General features: G+C 75.3%; 19 protein-coding genes. 7 read left to right on the forward strand and 12 right to left on the reverse strand.

What is annotated here, in order from left to right; all coding sequences use genetic code 11:
• The 9 genes from cysD to ACQYWQ_RS25550 all read right to left on the reverse strand — a co-directional run bounded on the left by cysD (position 1) and on the right by ACQYWQ_RS25550 (position 8,594).
• Positions 1 to 939 carry a sulfate adenylyltransferase subunit CysD gene (cysD, locus tag ACQYWQ_RS25510; RefSeq protein ID WP_431037791.1) on the reverse strand — a complete coding sequence of 313 codons (939 nt, stop codon included), beginning with the start codon at positions 937 to 939 and terminating at the stop codon, positions 1 to 3.
• The gene (cysC, locus tag ACQYWQ_RS25515; protein ID WP_431037793.1) at positions 936 to 1,469 is read right to left on the reverse strand and encodes an adenylyl-sulfate kinase; all 534 of its coding nucleotides are present in this window, start codon (positions 1,467 to 1,469) and stop codon (positions 936 to 938) included. Before cysC ends, cysD begins: the two co-directional genes overlap by 4 nt.
• Positions 1,470 to 1,558: 89 nt before the next feature.
• A complete protein-coding gene (locus tag ACQYWQ_RS25520) occupies positions 1,559 to 2,287 on the reverse strand; it encodes a phosphoadenylyl-sulfate reductase (RefSeq protein ID WP_431037795.1) in 729 nt (242 codons plus the stop codon).
• Positions 2,284 to 2,538: a hypothetical protein gene (locus ACQYWQ_RS25525; RefSeq protein WP_431037796.1), complete on the reverse strand. Its 255-nt coding sequence runs from the start codon at positions 2,536 to 2,538 to the stop codon at positions 2,284 to 2,286. The genes ACQYWQ_RS25520 and ACQYWQ_RS25525 overlap by 4 nt, the downstream gene beginning before the upstream one ends.
• Positions 2,535 to 4,226 (reverse strand): nitrite/sulfite reductase, encoded by a 1,692-nt coding sequence (locus ACQYWQ_RS25530; protein WP_431037798.1) that lies wholly within the window; start codon positions 4,224 to 4,226, stop codon positions 2,535 to 2,537. The genes ACQYWQ_RS25525 and ACQYWQ_RS25530 overlap by 4 nt, the downstream gene beginning before the upstream one ends.
• Before the next feature lie 180 nt (positions 4,227 to 4,406).
• Positions 4,407 to 4,721 (reverse strand): putative leader peptide, encoded by a 315-nt coding sequence (locus tag ACQYWQ_RS25535; protein WP_431037800.1) that lies wholly within the window; start codon positions 4,719 to 4,721, stop codon positions 4,407 to 4,409.
• Positions 4,722 to 4,751: 30 nt separating this feature from the next.
• On the reverse strand, positions 4,752 to 5,300 hold the full coding sequence (locus ACQYWQ_RS25540) for a GNAT family N-acetyltransferase (protein ID WP_431037802.1): 549 nt from the start codon (positions 5,298 to 5,300) through the stop codon (positions 4,752 to 4,754).
• Positions 5,297 to 6,562 (reverse strand): GAF domain-containing protein, encoded by a 1,266-nt coding sequence (locus ACQYWQ_RS25545; protein ID WP_431037803.1) that lies wholly within the window; start codon positions 6,560 to 6,562, stop codon positions 5,297 to 5,299. The genes ACQYWQ_RS25540 and ACQYWQ_RS25545 overlap by 4 nt, the downstream gene beginning before the upstream one ends.
• A gap of 385 nt (positions 6,563 to 6,947) precedes the next feature.
• Positions 6,948 to 8,594: an acyl-CoA dehydrogenase family protein gene (locus ACQYWQ_RS25550; RefSeq protein ID WP_431037805.1), complete on the reverse strand. Its 1,647-nt coding sequence runs from the start codon at positions 8,592 to 8,594 to the stop codon at positions 6,948 to 6,950.
• Between the two features lie 146 nt (positions 8,595 to 8,740).
• Here ACQYWQ_RS25550 and ACQYWQ_RS25555 point away from each other — a divergent pair, with 146 nt between their 5' ends.
• Both ACQYWQ_RS25555 and ACQYWQ_RS25560 read left to right on the forward strand, forming a co-directional pair.
• Positions 8,741 to 9,985 (forward strand): YhjD/YihY/BrkB family envelope integrity protein, encoded by a 1,245-nt coding sequence (locus tag ACQYWQ_RS25555; protein WP_431039343.1) that lies wholly within the window; start codon positions 8,741 to 8,743, stop codon positions 9,983 to 9,985.
• A gap of 9 nt (positions 9,986 to 9,994) precedes the next feature.
• Entirely contained in the window at positions 9,995 to 10,702 is a 708-nt protein-coding gene (locus ACQYWQ_RS25560) for a helix-turn-helix domain-containing protein (RefSeq protein ID WP_431037807.1), read from the forward strand.
• 21 nt (positions 10,703 to 10,723) lie between these two features.
• On the opposite strand, the gene ACQYWQ_RS25565 is transcribed toward ACQYWQ_RS25560, so the two are convergent.
• Positions 10,724 to 12,037, reverse strand: coding sequence for an FAD-binding protein (locus ACQYWQ_RS25565; protein ID WP_431037808.1), 1,314 nt, complete (start codon positions 12,035 to 12,037; stop codon positions 10,724 to 10,726).
• A gap of 94 nt (positions 12,038 to 12,131) precedes the next feature.
• Between ACQYWQ_RS25565 and ACQYWQ_RS25570 the strand changes: the two genes are divergently transcribed.
• The 5 genes from ACQYWQ_RS25570 (at position 12,132) to ACQYWQ_RS25590 (ending at position 17,119) form a co-directional block, all read left to right on the forward strand.
• Positions 12,132 to 12,899, forward strand: a complete 768-nt coding sequence (locus ACQYWQ_RS25570; RefSeq protein WP_431037809.1) for a LamB/YcsF family protein — start codon at positions 12,132 to 12,134, stop codon at positions 12,897 to 12,899.
• 268 nt (positions 12,900 to 13,167) lie between these two features.
• The gene (gene pxpB / locus ACQYWQ_RS25575; protein WP_431037810.1) at positions 13,168 to 13,776 is read left to right on the forward strand and encodes a 5-oxoprolinase subunit PxpB; all 609 of its coding nucleotides are present in this window, start codon (positions 13,168 to 13,170) and stop codon (positions 13,774 to 13,776) included.
• Positions 13,773 to 14,726, forward strand: a complete 954-nt coding sequence (locus tag ACQYWQ_RS25580) for a biotin-dependent carboxyltransferase family protein (RefSeq protein ID WP_431037811.1) — start codon at positions 13,773 to 13,775, stop codon at positions 14,724 to 14,726. Before pxpB ends, ACQYWQ_RS25580 begins: the two co-directional genes overlap by 4 nt.
• Positions 14,727 to 15,133: 407 nt before the next feature.
• A complete protein-coding gene (gene rsgA, locus ACQYWQ_RS25585; protein ID WP_431037813.1) occupies positions 15,134 to 16,270 on the forward strand; it encodes a ribosome small subunit-dependent GTPase A in 1,137 nt (378 codons plus the stop codon).
• Between the two features lie 267 nt (positions 16,271 to 16,537).
• Positions 16,538 to 17,119 carry an NAD(P)H-dependent oxidoreductase gene (locus ACQYWQ_RS25590; protein WP_431037814.1) on the forward strand — a complete coding sequence of 194 codons (582 nt, stop codon included), beginning with the start codon at positions 16,538 to 16,540 and terminating at the stop codon, positions 17,117 to 17,119.
• A gap of 154 nt (positions 17,120 to 17,273) precedes the next feature.
• Here the strand turns inward: ACQYWQ_RS25590 and ACQYWQ_RS25595 are convergent, their stop codons facing one another.
• Entirely contained in the window at positions 17,274 to 17,756 is a 483-nt protein-coding gene (locus ACQYWQ_RS25595; protein ID WP_431037815.1) for a DUF456 domain-containing protein, read from the reverse strand.
• Positions 17,757 to 17,855: 99 nt separating this feature from the next.
• Complete coding sequence (locus ACQYWQ_RS25600; protein WP_431037816.1) at positions 17,856 to 18,044, reverse strand: hypothetical protein; 189 nt, start codon at positions 18,042 to 18,044, stop codon at positions 17,856 to 17,858.
• Positions 18,045 to 18,183 lie beyond the last annotated feature (139 nt).

Below are 18,183 nucleotides of genomic sequence, written 5' to 3' on the forward strand. Positions count from 1 at the left end.
CTAGAAATACCCCTCGCGCTTGCGGTCCTCCATAGCGGCTTCGGAGAGCTTGTCGTCGGCGCGGGTCGCGCCGCGCTCGGTGAGCCGCGACGCGGCGATCTCCGCGATCACCGCGTCGAGCGTCCTCGCGTCCGAGTCGACGGCCCCCGTGCACGACATGTCGCCGACCGTGCGGTAGCGCACGAGCCGCCGTTCGACAGGCTCGCCCTCCTTCGGGCCGCCCCACTCACCGGCCGTGAGCCACATCCCGCCGCGCGGGAACACGTCCCGCTCGTGCGCGAAGTAGATCTCGGGGAGCGCGATGGACTCGCGGGCGATGTACTGCCACACGTCCAGCTCGGTCCAGTTGGAGAGCGGGAAGACCCGCACGTGCTCGCCCGGCGCGTGCCGCCCGTTGTACAGCTGCCACAGCTCGGGGCGCTGGCGGCGCGGGTCCCACTGCGAGAACTCGTCGCGCAGCGAGAACACCCGCTCCTTCGCGCGCGCCTTCTCCTCGTCGCGCCGCCCGCCGCCGAACACGGCGTCGAAACGGTGCTCCCTGATGGCCTCGGTGAGCGGCACGGTCTGGAGCGGGTTGCGGGTGCCGTCCGGGCGCTCGCGCAATGTCCCGTTGTCGATGTACTCCTGCACGGAGGCCACGTGCAGCCGCAGCCCGTGCTCCGCGACGACGCGGTCCCTGTAGGCGAGGACCTCGGGGAAGTTGTGCCCCGTGTCCACGTGCAGCAGCGCGAAGGGCACGGGCGCGGGCGCGAAGGCCTTGAGCGCCAGGTGCAGCATCACGATCGAGTCCTTGCCGCCCGAGAAGAGGATCACCGGGCGCTCGAACTCGCCCGCCACCTCCCGGAAGATGTGCACCGCCTCGGATTCGAGCACGTCCAGGTGGCTCAGCGCGAACGGGCTCTCGGTACCGCTCCCCGCGGTCGTCGCCGTCGTCGTCATGCCAGTCCCCTCTCCGTGAGCAGCGCGTGCAGCGCGGCGGCCGAATCGGCGACCGACTGCGTGTGCGACTCGATCCGCAGGTCGGGTGCCGCGGGGGCCTCGTAGGGGTCGTCGACCCCGGTGAGTCCCTTCAGATCCCCGGCCGCCTGCCTGGCGTACAGCCCCTTCACGTCCCGCTCGGCGCACACCTCGACGGGCGTCGCCACATGCACCTCCAGGTACGGGGTGCCCTCGGCCTGGTGCCGCTTGCGCACCGCCTCGCGGCTGTCCGCGTACGGCGCGATGACCGGTACCAGGGCCAGCACGCCGTGCGAGGCGAGGAGTTCGGCGACGAAGCCGATCCGCTGGACGTTCGTGTCCCGGTCGGCGCGCGTGAAGCCGAGCCCCGCCGAGAGGAAGGCGCGGATCTCGTCGCCGTCGAGCACCTCCGTCCTGCGGCCTTCGGCGCGCAGCCGCTCGGCCAGCGCGTAGGCGATCGTGGTCTTGCCCGCGCTCGGCAGTCCGGTGAGCCAGACCGTCGCTCCCGTCACCTCGTACCCCTCCTCGTGCCCGGTCGTCCCTCCGGGCGTCTCGCCGTGTCGTCCCGCCGTGTCGTTCCGCCTGCGTCCGCCCGCGGTGCTCAGCCGTGCAGACCGCACTCCGTCTTCGCGCGTCCGGCCCAGCGGCCCGCGCGCGCGTCCTCGCCCGCGAGCAGCCTGCGGGTGCAGGGCGCGCAGCCCACCGAGCCGTAGCCGTCCATGAGCAACGGGTTGGTGAGCACGCCGTGTTCGGCGACGTAGGCGTCCACGTCGTCCTGCGTCCAGCGGGCGATGGGCGAGACCTTCACCTTGCGGCGCTTCTCGTCCCAGCCGACGACAGGCGTGTGCGCGCGGGTCGGTGACTCGTCGCGGCGCAAACCCGTCGCCCAGGCGCGGTAGTTGCCCAGGCCCTCGGCGAGCGGCGCGACCTTGCGCAGGGCGCAGCACAGGTCGGGGTCGCGGTCGTGGAGCTTCGGACCGTACTCGGCGTCCTGCTCGGCGACGGTCTGGCGCGGCGTGAGGGTCAGGACGTTGACGTCCATGACGGCGTCCACCGCGTCGCGCGTGCCGATCGTCTCGGGGAAGTGGTAGCCGGTGTCGAGGAAGACGACGTCCACGCCGGGGCGCGCCCGCGAGGCGAGGTGCGCGACGACGGCGTCCTCCATCGAGGAGGTGACGCAGAAGCGGTCCCCGAAGGTGCTGGTCGCCCAGCGCAGGATGTCGAGCGCTTCGGCGTCTTCGAGTGCGCGGCCCGCCTGCTCGGCGAGCGCGCGCAGCTCGTCGTCGGTGAGGCTGCCGGGGTCCGTGGCGGGTATGCCGGGGTGGCTCATGTCCGTTGTTCCCCTTCGCCGTTGGGGTCTTCGGTGGTGGTACGGGCGGGCGGCGCCCCCTCGGGCGCGGACGCGGCCTCGCGGGCGAAGCCGCGCGCGAGCAGGCCCAGGAAGCCGAGGCGGAAGGCCCGGTTGCAGGCGGCGCACTCCCACGTGCCGTGCCCCTCCTCGCCCGGGCGCAGGTCCTCGTCGCCGCAGTACGGGCAGTAGAAGGGCACCGCGCGCTGGGTGCCGGCGCTCGGCCGGCTCACGACAGGGCCTCCTGCGGGGCGCGGCCCGCCCAGGCGGCGAAGCGCTCGCCGTCCTCGCGCTCGGCGAGGTAGCGGCGCAGCACGCGCTCGACGTAGTCGGGCAGTTCCTCCGCCGTCACCTTGAGCCCGCGCACCTTGCGGCCGAAACCGGCCTCCAGGCCGAGTGCCCCGCCCAAGTGCACCTGGAAGCCCTCCACCTGACGCCCCTCGCTGTCCAGGACCAGCTGGCCCTTGAGGCCGATGTCGGCGACCTGGATGCGGGCGCAGGCGTTCGGGCAGCCGTTGACGTGGATCGTGAGCGGTTCGTCGAACTCCGGGAGGCGGCGCTCCAGTTCGTTGATGAGCGCGGCGCCGCGCGCCTTCGTCTCGACGATCGCGAGTTTGCAGAACTCGATGCCCGTGCAGGCCATCGTGCCGCGCCGGAACGGCGAGGGGGTCACCTGGAAGTCCAGCGCCTCCAGGCCCGCGACGAGCGAGTCGACGCGCTCCTCGGGCACGTCGAGCACGAGCATCTTCTGCTCGACGGTCGTCCGCAGCCGGTCGGAGCCGTGCTCGGCCGCGAGGTCGGCGATCTTGCTGAGCAGGGTGCCGTCCACGCGTCCGACGCGCGGCGCGAAACCGACGTAGAACCGCCCGTCCTTCTGCCGGTGCACGCCGACGTGGTCGCGCCAGCGGGCGACGGGCTCGGCGGGCGCGGGCCCGTCGACGAGCTTGCGCAGGAGGTACTCGTCCTCCAGGACCTGCCGGAACTTCTCCGCGCCCCAGTCGGCGACGAGGAACTTCAGGCGGGCGCGGGTGCGCAGGCGCCGGTAACCGTAGTCGCGGAACACGGAGATGACCCCGATGTGCACATCGGCGACCTCCTCCAGCGGTACCCACGCGCCGAGCCGCACGCCGAGCTTCGGGTTCGTCGAGAGCCCGCCGCCGACCCACAGGTCGAACCCGGGCCCGTGCTCGGGGTGTTCGACGCCCACGAAGGCGATGTCGTTGATCTCGTGCGCCACGTCCAGCAGCGGCGAACCGGAGATCGCCGTCTTGAACTTCCGTGGCAGGTTGGAGAATTCGGGGTTCCCGATGACCCGGCGCTGGATCTCGTCGATCGCGGGGGTCCCGTCGATGATCTCGTCCTCGGCGATCCCCGCGACCGGGGAGCCGAGCACGACGCGCGGGGTGTCGCCGCAGGCCTCCGTCGTCGAGAGCCCGACACCCTCCAGACGCCGCCAGATCTCCGGGACGTCCTCGATCCTGATCCAGTGGAACTGCACGTTCTGCCGGTCGGTGAGATCGGCGGTGCCGCGCGCGAACTCCTGCGAGATCTCGCCGATGACGCGCAGCTGCGCGGTGCTCAGGCGGCCGCCGTCGATGCGGACGCGCAGCATGAAGTACTCGTCGTCCAGCTCCTCCGGCTCCAGGATCGCCGTCTTGCCGCCGTCGATCCCCGGCCGCCGCTGCGTGTACAGGCCCCACCAGCGCATGCGCCCGCGCAGGTCGTTGGGGTCGATCGAGTCGAAACCGGCCTTCGAGTAGATCGTCTCGATACGCGTCCGTACGTGGAGACCGTCGTCGTCCTTCTTGAACTGCTCGTTGCCGTTGAGCGGGGTGAAGTGCCCGACCGCCCACTGGCCTTCACCACGGTGACGGCTCGCTTTGCGGCGGGGAGCGGCGGGGGGCGTCGGGGCGTCGGCCATGACGGTACGTCCTTCGGGGCGTGCGGGGCGCTGCCCGCGCTGACGGGGCGCCGCGGCGCGGCGAGCGGGCAGGCGGCGGCTCGGGCCTGCGGAGACGGGCGGCCGTGCGCGGCGCTGCGCAGGCGGGGGAGAGGGCGGCCGCGGGGTGAACGGGCCGCGGGGGACGGGGCGGTGGGTCCGTCAGCGCGCCCGACAGATGGCGCTGGACATGCGGCAGAGATCGACGTGGCGCCGACTCACCAAGGCGATTCCAGCAGAAGACATGGCGGAAGCCTGGCACGGGGGGATTGGGGGAGTCCACCGCCGTCCAAGGAATGGACGCAGACGTATCGGTATATGGACGGTGTGGTGGGGCGGGCACGCGGGGACCGGCCTCGCGCGGCTCCCGCCCGGGCCCCGCTCCCCGCACGCCGGAGAGGCAGGAGCGCGGCCGGGGCCCCGTCCCCCCGGCGTGAGCGCGGCGCGGTCCCGCCCCTCCCGCCCCTCCGGCGCCATCGCGGCCGAAGCCCCGCCCCTCCGGCCGCCTCAGCGCGCGAGCGCCCCCGGCCAGGGACCAGGTGTTGCCACCGTCTCCTCCCGCTCCACCTCCGTCCGGTACACGCGAAAGCCCCTGCGCGTGTAGTTCGCCCGCGCGTGGGGGCCGTCCTTGCTGCACGTGTGGAGCCAGACGCGGCCCTCGGGGCCCGCGAGGTCCCAGGCCCGCGCGGTCGCGTACGACAGGAGGTGGGCGCCGATGCGGCGGCCGCGGAAGGCGGGCAGGAGGCCGAAGTGGACGATCTCCACCGAGCCGTCCTCGCGCGGCGCCAGTTCCGCGTACCCCGCGGGGGTGCCGCGCTCGTACGCCACCCACGTCTGCGTGCCCTCCAGCTCCTTCGCCCAGCGGGCGTAGTCCCAGGAGAGCCGGTCGGTCCAGGTGACGTCCTGGCCGACGGCCGTGTAGAGGAACCGGCTCAGCTCGGGGGACTCGATCTCGGCGCGCTGGACGTGTACCCCCTCGGGGGCGGGCACGGGCGCCCCCGCGTCGGCGGGCGAGGTCTGCTCCAGGTACCAGGTGGTGACGTCGACGGTGCTCATGGGCTCAGGGAATCACGCGCGCCGCCCGGCTCCCCTGTGGCCCCCCTGCCCCGTACCACCACCGGCGACTGCGAGAAGGGCAGCAGGTCGCCGGGGCCGCTCGGCAGCCGCAGCTCCGTCTCCCAGCCGTCCCTGAAGCGGTACGGGCGGTGGTCGAGCACGCCGTGCAGCCTCCGCCGCAGCCGGGACAGCTCGGCCCGTACCGTCACCGTCCTGCCCGCGTCGCCGAAGAGATCCAGCGCGAGCTGCGCCGCCGTACGGCCCTCGCGGTGCACGGCGAGCACGTACAGGATCTCCGCGTGGCGCGGACTCAGCCGCGCCGACCAGCTCCCGGCCCCGCCTGCCGCGACCGTGAGCACGGCACGGCGCCCGCCCGTGAGGTCGAGGACGATACGGCCAGGCTCCGCACCCCGCTCCGCGGTCTCCTCGCGCACGCGCAGCAGCCAGCCCCCCGGCAGCGGTTCGACCGCGCACAGGCCGAGGCCCGGCAGGTCGAGCGTGTCTCCGGGAGCCGCGGGCAAGGGCAGGCGGCGCGGGGGCGTGAGGCCCGTGGCGCCCGCGACCCACCCCTGCGGGTCCACGGCGACGGCGGGCCCGGCGATGCGGCTCAGGATCGGCGCGGCGACCGCGCGCAGCACCTCCACCGACTCCAGGTGCCGCAGCCGCAGCTCCGTCTCCGCGAGCCGGGTCACCGACTCGACGAGCGCCAGCGCCGCCGGGTGGAACGTCGACCGGGGGCCGCTGAGGTCCACGACGCCGATCAGCCGCCCGTCGCGCGGGTCGTGGAGCGGCGCCGCGGCGCACGTCCACCGGTGCAGCACCCGGACGAAGTGCTCCCCGCCGTGCACCTGCACCGCGGTGCCCGTCGCGAGCGCCGTACCGATCGCGTTGGTGCCCGTCGCCCGCTCCTCCCACGCGGCGCCCTCGGCGAGCGAGATCGTGTTCGCGAGCCGCAGCGTGCGCCGGTCCCCCGAGCGCCACAGGACCCGGCCCTCGGCGTCCGCGACGATCATCACCTGGCCCGCGGACCGCGCGGCCCCGGCGAGCCCGCGCCCGAGGTCGGGCAGCACCTCGCGCAGCGTCGACGTACGCCGCCGCCCCTCCAGGACCTCGCGGTCGAGACGTTCGCTCTCGGTGCCCTGGCCGGGGACGACGCCGTCCCTGCTGACGCGGCGCCAGGAGGCGTCGATGACAGGGCGCGGCGGCGCCCCCTCTCCCCGTCGTGCGGCGGTGGGCGGGGACGGAGGCTGCGTGCGCTGCACGTGCGGCTCCCGGATGGTTCTCGTCGGTTACGTACCGGTCCCTCCGCGGGTGCCGGTGCTGCGGGTCCCATCCTGCTGCCCGGGGCGCCGTCCGCGCCGCTAATCGGCCAAGCCCGGTGCAACCTTCCGCAACTCTCGCGCGCCGCGCGCCCCGCGCGCGATGCTGAGGGCGGCACCCGCGAGGGTGCCCGCGCCTTACGGGGCCGCGAACCGGGGTGGTGCCGTGTCGGCGCGGCACCACCCCGCCGCGCTCCGGCAGGCGTTCCCCTCGGGGCGCGACCGGGCCCCACAGCCCGGTTGCCGCCTCGCGAACCGTGTCTCCGCGGCGGACCGCGCACGGCCGGTGCCGCCGCCCCGCGCGCCCGTCGCGCCCGCGCGCCCCCCGCTACCCCAGCCGCACCCCCGCCCGCTCCACGACCGCCCCCGTCGGCGCCGTGTGCGGCAGGGTCCCGAAGGCCGTGCCCCAGTCGCCGCCCAGGCGCGAGGCGCAGAAGGCGTCCGCGACCTCCGGCGGGGCGAAACGGACCAGGAGCGCGCCCTGGAGCACGAGCGCCATGCGCTCCACGAGCCGCCGCGCCCGCGCCTCGATGCCCTCCAGGTCGGCCAGCTCCTGGAAGAGCTGCTTCACCGCCGCGTCCAGGCGGTGGTCCGCGCCACGCGCGAGGCCCAGCTCACCGAGGAAGGCGTCGAGCGAGCCGGGCTCGCGCTGGAGCGCGCGCAGCACGTCGAGCGCCTGCACGTTCCCCGAGCCCTCCCACAGCGAGTTGAGCGGCGACTCGCGCAGCAGCCGCGGCAACCCCGACTCCTCCACGTACCCGTTGCCGCCCAGGCACTCCAGGGCCTCGGCGACCACCGGCGTGCACCGCTTCGTCACCCAGTACTTGGCGACCGGCACCGCGAGCCGCAGGAGCGCCCGCTCCCGCTCGTCGCCCGCGCCCGCGGCGTCGTACGCGGCCGCGAGCCGCAGCGCGAGCGTCGTCGCCGCCTCCGACTCCAGGGCGAGATCGGCCAGCACGTTGCGCATGAGCGGCTTGTCGACGAGCACCCCGCCGAACGCCTCGCGGTACGTGGCGTGGTGGATCGCCTGCGCCACCGCCTGCCGCATGAGCGCGGCCGAGCCCAGCGTGCAGTCGAGGCGCGTCGCGGCGACCATCTCGATGATGGTCCGCACCCCGCGCCCCTCCTCGCCCACGAGCCGCGCCCACGTCCCGTCGAACTCGACCTCGCTCGACGCGTTCGAGCGGTTGCCGAGCTTGTCCTTGAGCCGCTGGATCGCGAAGACGTTCCGCTCCCCGTCGGCGAGGACCCGCGGCACGAGGAAACAGCTCAGCCCGCCCGGCGCCTGCCCCAGCACGAGGAAGCCGTCCGACATCGGCGCCGAGCAGAACCACTTGTGCCCGGTCAGCTCGAAGGCGCCGTCCTCGGCGAGCGGTACCGCGCGCGTCGTGTTGGCGCGTACGTCGCTGCCGCCCTGCTTCTCCGTCATGCCCATCCCGAAGAGCGCGCCCGCCTTCTCGCCCGCGGGGCGCAGCCCCTCGTCGTACACGCGCGAGGTCAGCAGCGGCTCCCACACGGCGGCGAGATCCGGCTGCGCCCGCAGCGCGGGGACCGCCGCGTGCGTCATCGACAGCGGGCAGCCGTGCCCCGCCTCCGCCTGCGTCCACGTCAGGAACCCCGCCGCACGCCGTACGTGCCCGCCGGGCCGCGTCCACGCGCTCGTGAGCCCCGCCGAGACCGCGTGCCCGAGGAGCCGGTGCCACGCGGGATGGAACTCGACCTCGTCGATCCTGTGGCCGAAACGGTCATGCGTGCGCAGTTTCGGCGGATTCTCGTTCGCCTGCGCCCCCCACTCCTGCGCCTGCTCCGAGCCGGCCGCCCGCCCCAGCTCGCTCAGCTCGGTGCGTGCCTCGGACAGCAGCGCCGGGTCGAGGTGGCGCTCCACGGCCTCGCTCAGCGCCAGGTCGGCGCCGAAGACGTCGTACCCGACCAGGGGCGGGGGCTGGTTGGTCACTGTGTGGGTGCGGGATGCCATACGGATACGGTAAGGAGGTGCACCAGGCAAAAGAAACAGCTACGCGGCGGAGACCGGGCCGTCTCCGCCGGGTCCGGGCGCTTTATCGCAATGTGTCCAAGCGTCGCACCGCCTGGCTGCTCGTGAAGGACACCGTCAATTCCTGCATGGAGTACCGCATCCTCGGCCTCGCCGCCGAGGCCGCGTTCTTCTCGCTGCTCTCGGTCCCGCCGCTGCTCCTGTGCCTCGTCGGTCTGCTCGGCTACGTGGACGCGTGGACGGGCGCCGACACGATCGCGGGATTCGAGCAGCACTTCCTCGACGCGACCCGTACCGTCCTGTCCGACCAGGGCGTCCACGACATCGCGCAGCCCATCTTCGAGGACGTCACCCGCGGGCGCCCCGACGTCATCTCGATCGGCTTCGTCTTCGCGCTGTGGTCCGGCTCGCGCGCCGTCAACGTCTTCATCGACACCATCACCGTCATGTACGGGCTCGACGGGGTCCGCGGCATCGTCGCGACGCGCCTGCTCTCCTTCGGCCTCTTCATCGTCGGGCTGCTCATCTGCTCGATCGCGCTGCCGCTCATGGTCGCGGGGCCCGACACCGTCGTGCACGTCCTGCCCTGGAGCGGCACCGCCGTGCAGATCCTGTACTGGCCGGTCGTCATCATCCTGTGCGTCGTCTTCCTGACGACGCTCTACCACGTGTCCGTCCCCGTCCGCTCGCCGTGGATCGAGGACGTGCCCGGCTCCTTCGTCGCCCTCGCGATGTGGGTCGTGTGCAGCTTCGCGCTGCGCATCTACCTCACGTCGACGATCGAGGGACCGACGATCTACGGGTCGCTCGCCGCGCCCGTCGCCGTGCTCCTGTGGATCGGCGTCTCGGCCTTCGCCGTGCTCGTGGGCGCCGCGATGAACGCGGCGATCGACCGCGTCTGGCCCTCCGTCGCGACCTCGGCGGCACGCGCGGCCAACGAGCGCGCCCGCGAGGCAGAGGCCGCCGAGGTCATGGCCCGCTACGCCGCCGAACGCGCGGGAACCGGCGAGCCGGGCGACCCCGACATGCCCTCCGAGTACCCGGAGCGCTGGGCCGGTTTCCTGCCCCCCGAGGACGTCTCCTCGCGCCTGCGCGCCCACGTCAAGCGTCGCTCGGGCAAGCACGCGAAACGCGCCGCTCCGGGCACCGGTCCGCGGACGGACACACCCCGGGGCGGCGCGAGCCCCGCGCCCCCGCGGGGCGCCGACCCGACCCAGGCACCGCCGGGCGAGCCCCCGTACGAGAGCGAACCGCCCTACGACGGCGATCCCGGCTACGTCTCGGGCGACCCCGGGTACGTCTCGGGCGGCGGCCAGCACCGGGGCGGGGGACGGCGCGAGGACGAGGGCGGCGGGTGGCCGCAGGGCGGCTGAGAGGCACCGATGACCTTCCGCGAACGCCCCGCCCGCCGCCCCGGCGGCTGGATCTGGGTCAGCACCCCGGGCGGTTCCGCGCGCGCCCCCGTCCTTCCCGACGGCTGCATGGACCTGTTGTGGAGCGAGGAGCACGGGCTGCGGCTCGCCGGTCCCGACACACGCGCCCAGCCCGCGGGCGCGGGCCGCGGGCGGTGGGCCGGTTACCGCTTCGCGCCGGGGACAGCGCCCGCCCTGCTCGGCGTCCCCGCCCGCGCGCTGCGCGACCTCCGCGTCCCGCTCGCCGAGGTCTGGCCCGCCGCACGCGTCCGTCACCTGCACGACGCCCTCACCTCGGCGCTCGCCGATGGCGCACCCTCGGGGCGCGCCCTGGAGACGGCCGCGCTCCCCCTCCTCACGGGAACACCGCCCGACCCGCTCGCCCTCGCCCTGCTCGCCGGGGCCCGCGCCGCCCGCCCGCTCACCGCGACGGCCCGTGCGAGCGGCGCGTCGCCCCGCCGCCTCCACCGCGTGGCCCTCACCGCCTTCGGCTACGGACCCCGCACCCTGAGCCGGGTCCTCCGCCTCCAGCGCGCCCTTCCCCTCCTGGACGCGGGCACCCCGCTCGCCGCCCTGGCGGCCGAAGCGGGCTACGCGGACCAGCCGCACCTGACGCGCGAGTGCCGGGCACTGACGGGCCTGACGCCGCGCGAGCTGCGGGCGGCGCGGAAGGGCTGAGCCCCACCGGGCGGCGCCCGGCTAGCGGCCCAGCACCTCCCGCACCAGCTCGTTCGCGAACCGCCCGCGAGGATCGAACTCCCGCACCAGCTCGCCGAAATCGGGCATCCGCTCCCACCGCCCCCGCAGCTCCTCCGCGGACACCGTGCTCACCTTGCCCCAGTGCGGCCGCGGGGCGAACGGCGCGAGCGCGGCCTCCAGGGCCCCGCACGCCGCGCGCACGCGTGCGGCGTCCGGCACCCACGTGAAGTGCAGGGCCACCGTGTCCCGCCCGTACGCCGGGCTCAGCCACAGGTCGTCGGCCGCGACCGTCCGCACCTCGCTGATCTGGAGCGCGGGCGCGATCCGCTCCCGCACCCCCGCCACCGCGCGCAGCGCGGCCACCGCGTCCGCCCGCGCCACGAGGTACTCGGACTGGACCTCCGCGCCGTTGCTCGGCGTGAACTCGGGCCGGAAGTGGGGCAGCCGCTCGTGCCAGGGACCGGCGGCGCCGAGCTGCGGCGTGCACGCCGTCGCGTCCATGCCGGGCACCGGGTGGACGGGCTCCGTCGCGGGCGCGGCCCACGGGAAGTCGGGGGCCCCGAGGTCGGTCCGCTTGAGCCACACCTGCCCGAAGCGCGCCTCCTTCCAGTCCGTGAAGAGGCTCACGCTGTGCGCGGACCCCGTGATCGCGTCGAAGTGCGCGGCGCACGTGTCCAGATCGAGGCCGGTGAAGACGTCCTGCCGCACCAGGAAGGCCGGTACGGCGTCGAGGGTCAGGGCCGTCACGACCCCGAGCGCCCCGAGCCCGACGACCGCCCCGGCGAACCGCTCCCCGTCCGCCTCGCGGCTCAGTACCCGCACCTCGCCGTCCGCCGTGAGCAGTTCCAGGGCCCGTACCTGCGTCGCGAGCGAGCCCACCGCGTCGCCCGAGCCGTGCGTGCCCGTCGCGACCGAACCGGCCACCGAGATGTGCGGCAGCGAGGCCATCGTCGGCAGCGCGAGCCCGTGCGCGTCCAGGACCCGCGCCAGCTCCGCGTACCGCACGCCCGCCCCGACCCGTACCGTCCGCGCCGCCGTGTCCACCTCGATGAGCGGATCGAGCGCGGCGAGCGAGACGAGCAGGTCGTCAGGGGCGTCCACGTCGGCGATCCGGTTGAAGGAGTGCCCGCTGCCGAGCACCCGCACGTGCCGCCCGTCCGCGCCCGCCTTCGCGAGGAGCGCGGCGAGCGCGTCGGGCGACGCGGGGCGGTGGAGCACACCGGCACGGAAGGTCTGGTTGCCCGCCCAGTTGCGCACCGGGCCCGGGAGGATGTCGCCGGGAGCGGGCGCGGCGGAGGTCTCGCTGTTCATCATCGGATCATCTCACCAAGGGTGTGCGGTGCTCCGCCCGCTTCCGCGCGCGGTACTTTGCCGTCACGTCCCCCGCACCCCGCCCGAAGGGAGCCCCGTGCCCCCGGTAGTCATCGACCTCAACGCCGACCTCGCCGAGAGCTTCGGCCACTGGGAACTCGGCGATGACGAGTCCCTGCTGCCCCTCGTCACGAGCGCCAACGTCGCCTGCGGCTTCCACGCGGGCGACCCGCGCGTCATCCGCCGCGCCTGCGCGGGCGCCGCGCGGCACGGCGTCGCGATCGGCGCCCAGGTCTCGTACCGCGATCTGGCCGGATTCGGCCGCCGCTTCATCGACGTACCGCCCGCCGAACTCACCGACGACGTCCTCTACCAGATCGCCGCCGTCGACGGCATCGCCCGCGTCGAGGGCTCCGCCGTCCGCTACGTCAAACCGCACGGCGCGCTCTACAACGCGATCGTCCACCACGAGGAGCAGGCCGCCGCCGTCGTCGCGGCGGTCCGCGCCTACGACCCCGCGCTCGCCGTCCTCGGCCTCCCCGGCTCCGCGTGGCTCCGGCTCGCCGCCGACGCCGGTCTGCGGACCGTCCCCGAAGCCTTCGCGGACCGCGCCTACACGCCCGGAGCGACCCTCGTGCCGCGCCGCCTCCCCGGTGCCGTCCTCCACGACGCCGACGCGATCGCCGCGCGCGCCCTGCGCCTCGCGCGCGGCGAGCCGGTCGAGGCGAGCGACGGCAGCGTCCTGCGCCTCGACGCCGCCTCGCTGTGCGTCCACGGCGACACCCCCGGAGCGGTGGCCATCGCGCGGGCGGTACGGGAGCGGCTGAGCGCGGCAGGGGTGACGGTACGGGCCTTCACGGGGTGAGCGGGGGCCCGGCCCGTGTCCCCGCTCCCGGCCGCGCCCCTGGCCCGCGGCGTCGCCCCGACCCGTACCGTCGCCCCGACCCGTACCGTCGCCCCGCCCCGTACCGTCGCCCCGCCCCGTACCGTCGCCCCGGCCCGTGCTGTTCTCCGGGCCCCGTACCCTCCCCCGGCCCGTCCCCTCGGCATCGCTCGGCGTCGCCCCCGCCACGCCCGCGCCCCGTCCCGCCACGTACCACACCCGCCCGCTCGTGAAGGGTTGAATGCCCGTCATGCTCTTCCTGCCCTGCGCCGACCACGGCCTCCTCGTGGAACTCGACGACCGCGAGGCCGCCCACGCCCTCTACACCGCGCTCGCCGCCGACCCGCCCGACGGCGTCGCCGACCTCGTGCCCGCCGCGCGCACCGTCCTGCTCCTGTTCGGCCCCGGCGCCGAGCCCGCCGCCGTCGAGCGCGCCGTGCGCGCGGTGCGGCCCGCGCGCGGCGAGGAGGCCCCCGGCCCGCTCGTGCGCGTGCCCGTCGTCTACGACGGCGAGGACCTCGACGAGGTCGCCGACCTCGCGGGCGTGAGCCCGCGCGAGGTCGTCGCGCTGCACACGGGCGCCGAGTGGACCGTCGCCTTCGGCGGCTTCGCGCCCGGCTTCGGCTACCTCACCGGGGGTCCCACCGAGCTGATCGTGCCGCGCCGCACCGAGTCCCGTACCCGCGTCCCCGCCGGGGCCGTCGGTCTCGCCGGCGAGTACAGCGGGGTCTACCCCCGTTCCTCACCCGGCGGCTGGCAGCTCATCGGCCGTACCGATCTCGCCGTCTGGGACCCCGAGCGCGAGCCCCCCGCGCTGCTGCGCCCCGGCGTCCGTGTCCGCTTCGAGGAGGCCCGATGACCACGCCGCCCCACCCCCCGAACCGCCCGCCCGCGCCCGACGCCGACGTCCAGGCCGCGCTCGACGTCCTCGCCACCGGCCCCTTCGCGACCCTCCAGGACCTCGGCCGCCCCGGGCTCGCGCACATCGGCGTGGGCCGCTCGGGCGCCGCCGACCGCGCCTCCTTCGCGCTCGCCAACCGTCTCCTCGCCAACCCCGAGGACGCGGCAGGCATCGAGGCGACCCTCGGCGGCCTCGCCGTCCGTGCCCTGCGCCCGCTCCTCGTCGCCGCCACGGGCGCGCCGTGCCCCGTCACGGTCGACGACACACCCGTCGCCTTCAACGCGCCCGTCGAGGTCCCGGCAGGCGCGGTCCTGCGCCTGGGCCGCCCGACGAGCGGACTGCGCACGTATCTCGCGGTACGGGGCGGGCTCGCGGTGCGTCCCGTGCTCGGCTCGCGCGCCACCGACGTCCTCTCCGGACTCGGCCCCGACCCGCTCAGCCCGGGCACCGCGCTCCCCGTGGGCCCCCCGCCCGCCGCGCACCCGCAGGTGGACCTCGCGCCCGTACCCGACCCGCCCGCAGGGGAACTGACGCTCCAGGTCGTACCGGGGCCGCGCGCCGGCTGGTTCACGCGGGAGGCGCTCGCCGCGCTCCTGGAGAGCGTGTGGGAGGTCGGCGCGCAGAGCGACAGGGTCGGGATGCGCCTCTCGGGCCCCGAGCTGGAACGGGCCGCCGACACGGGGGAGTTGCCCAGCGAGGGCATGGTCGCGGGTGCCCTCCAGGTGCCCCCTTCGGGCCGCCCCGTCCTCTTCCTCGCCGACCACCCGGTCACCGGCGGCTACCCGGTGATCGCCGTCGTGACGCGCGCCGACGTGGACCGCGCGGCGCAGGCCCGCCCGGGCCAGCGGCTGCGCTTCGCCACGACGGTGGGCCCTGGCCACGACGCACACCGGCCTCGCACGCCCTGAGGAGGCGAGGCGGGGGAGCGGGAGGCGGAGCGAGCGGATACGCCGTGCGAGGGGAGGCGGAGCGAGCGGATACGCCGTGCGAGGGGAGGCGGAGCGAGCGGACACGCGCCGCGGGCGCGGGACGGGCCGCTTCCCCGGCGCCGCGCGCGGGGGCGGCCCCGCGCGAAAAGCGGTGGCGTGTCCTCGGCGCGGGTCGCTAGGGTCCTGTCCGTTCCCGCCGCGGCGCACACGATGCCGCGGCTGCCGGCCGTGCGATCAGGGAGGTGGCGACCGATGGCTGTCGTCGAGATGGGCGTTGCCCGCATGCGGAAGTTCGTCAAGTCCACCTTTGTGGCCGCCGGCTGACCTGCGTTCTTTGCCGCGCCCGTGCGCGCGGTGCCGGGGCCACCCCTGTGAAGGGTCACCCCTTGTCTTTCTCCTCTCCTCAGCGCTCCACGTCCTCGCACCCCCTCGCTCCCTACGGCTGGGACGAGGAGTGGGGCGAGGCCTTCGCCCCGTACGCCGCCGAAGGGCTCGCCCTCGGGCGGGTCGTCCGGGTCGACCGGGGGCAGTGCGACCTCGTCACCGCCGAGGGCGGCGTCCGCGCCGACACCGCGTTCGTCGTGCCCAGGGACCCGATGAAGGTCGTCTGCACCGGTGACTGGGCCGTCGTCGACCCGGCGGGCGCCGACCCCCGGTACGTACGGACGTTGCTGCCGCGCCGTACCGCCTTCCTGCGGTCCACCTCCTCCAAGCGCAGCGAGGCACAGGTGCTCGCCGCCAACGTCGACTTCGCCGTCGTCGCCATCTCCCTCGCCGAAGAACTCGAACTCTCCCGCGTGGAGAGGTTCCTGGCCCTCGGCTGGGAGTCCGGGGCCACCCCCGTGCTCGTCCTCACCAAGGCCGACCTCGTGCCCGCCCCCGAGACCCGCTCGCACCTCCTCGCCGACGCCGCGTCGGCCGCTCCGGGCGTCGAGGTCCTCGCGGTCAGCGGTGACACCGGCGAGGGGGTGCCCGGGCTCCGGCAGCTGCTCGCCGGGGGGACCTCCGTCCTCCTCGGCCGCTCGGGCGCGGGCAAGTCCACACTCGCCAACGCCCTCGCCGAGGCCCCGCACATGCGGGTCCGGACCGTGCGCGACCAGGACGGCAAGGGGCGGCACACCACCACGACCCGCAACCTGATCCCGCTCCCCGCCGGGGGCGTCCTCATCGACACGCCCGGACTGCGCGGCGTGGGCCTGTGGGACGCCGGACACGGCGTCGGCCAGGTCTTCGCCGAGATCGAGGAGTACGCCACCGGCTGCCGTTTCCTCGACTGCGCCCACGAGAGCGAGCCGGGCTGCGCCGTCCGCGAGGCCGTCGAGAGCGGCGCACTCCCGCGGCGCAGGCTCGACAGCTACCGCAAGCTCCGGCGTGAGAACACCCGTATCGAGGCGAAGGCCGACGCCTTCCTGCGCGCGGCTCAGCGCCGCGAGTGGAAGAAGCGCGGCGCCGAGGGCCGGGCGGCGATGGACCTCAAGCGGTACGGGACCGTCCCGGAGCGGGGGCGGAAGGGGCGCCGCTGAGGCGGGGCGGGGCGGAACGGGGGGCGAGGCGGGGCGGGGCGGCGCCGTGAGGTGACGCGGGGCGGGGCGAGGTGAGGCGGGAGCGGGGGCTCCGGGGGATACCGGGCCCCCGCCCACGCCCGTACCGGCTCCTGACCCCGGCCTCGGCTCCCGGCACCCGGCCTCGGCGGCGGGCGCCGGCCTGGGCTCCCGGCACCGGCTCCCTGTCCCGGCTCCCTGTCCCGCTCCCGCCGGAATAGCCCCGGGGCGCCCCGGGTTGGGCCGTTCATGTCCCGTTCCTTTCTCTTCCTCCTCGCCAGTTCCCGCCCCGAGGGCAATTCCCGCCTCCTCGCCGAGGCCGCGGCCGCGCAGCTTCCCGCGGCGTACTCCCGCCGCTGGATCGACCTCTCCGCGCTCTCGCTCCCCGCCTTCGTGGACGGCCGTCACGCGCCTGGGGGACACACCCCCGTCACCGGAGACGAGGCCCTGCTCCATGAGGCCACCCTCGCGGCCACCGACCTCGTCGTCGTCTCGCCGCTGTACTGGTACGCGCTCTCCTCGTACGCGAAGACCTACCTCGACCACTGGTCCACGTGGCTGCGCACCCCCGACCCCGCCTTCCGCGAGAAGATGGCGGGCCGCACGCTGTGGGGCGTCACCGCGATGGCCGACGAGAACCACGCGGTCGCCGAGCCCCTCGTCGGCACCCTCCGCCTCTCCGCCGCCTTCCTGCGGATGCGCTTCGGCGGCGTCCTCCTCGGCAACGGCTCCCGCCCCGGCGACGTCCTCACCGACGCCCGCGCCCTGAAGGAGGCCAAGACCTTCTTCACACGGGAGGCCCCGCTCGCACGCTTCCCGGGGGAGGAGTGAGGGGCGCGACTCGCCACCGCCCCAAGCGGCGTCGCTTCGGGCCGCGTCGCTTCGGGCCGCGTCGCTTCGGGCCGCGTCGCTTCGGGCCGCGTCGCTTCGGGCCGCGTCGCTTCGGGCCGCGTCGCTTCGGACCGCGTCGCTCAGCTCCCCCGGCTCAGCCCCACACCTCCGCGCCCGTCCACGCCGCCGCGATGAGCAGGCAGCTGAAGAGTTCGACGAGCACGCCGGTGCCCCTGGCCCGCATCACCGTACGGGTCGACGCCGCCGCGTCGCCGTGGCTGCCGAGCCTGAGCCGCTCGGCGAGGTACATGCCCCCCACGTAGCCGGGGAACGCGCCCACGACCGGTACGACGACGAAGCCGAGCACCGCGCCGACCCCGGCCCACACCATCATCCGCCGGTTGGCCCCCGCGCCCCGTGCCCGCCGCTTCGGCAGCAGCCAGCGCACGAGGTTGCCCAGCAGCAGCACCACGGTGGAGCCGACCAGGATTCCCCACGACAGCGGCCGGGGGGACTGGAGCGCCCACCACAGGATCGCCGCCCACACCAGCCAGGGGCCCGGCACGCCCGGCACCAGGACTCCGACGAGGCCGAGCAGCAGGACGAGCGCGACGATCAGGACCTCCCACACACTCATGGCCCCACCCTGCGCGCCCGCGCCCGCCCGCGCAGTCCGGATGCGTCCGAGGGGCCCATACGGAGTACCCCGCGCCCGCCCCGGGGCGCCCGTACCGCCTCACCGGGCCCTCCCCGCGCCCGGCGCCCCATCCTCACCGCCCGCCCCGCGCAGCACCCCGAGCACCCGCAGCGCCGCCCGCCGCCGCCAGGGCCGCCGCGACCACACGGCCGGCAGCACCACCCCGCACAGCACGACACCCGCGCAGAGCGTCCCGCCCAGCCCGTACACCATGCGCACCACGTCCATCACGCCCACCACGAACCCCCGTCCCGGCCATGTGCCGTGTCCCGGCCACGGGCCCAGCGTCGCCGAGGCCCTCCTGTCAGCGTCCCGATTCCGAAATACCCTGCAACGAAAGGGAGCCGGGCAGCTCGGGGGCGCCGTG

This window comes from Streptomyces sp. P6-2-1 (assembly GCF_050613165.1).
Taxonomy (GTDB): Bacteria; Actinomycetota; Actinomycetes; order Streptomycetales; family Streptomycetaceae; genus Streptomyces.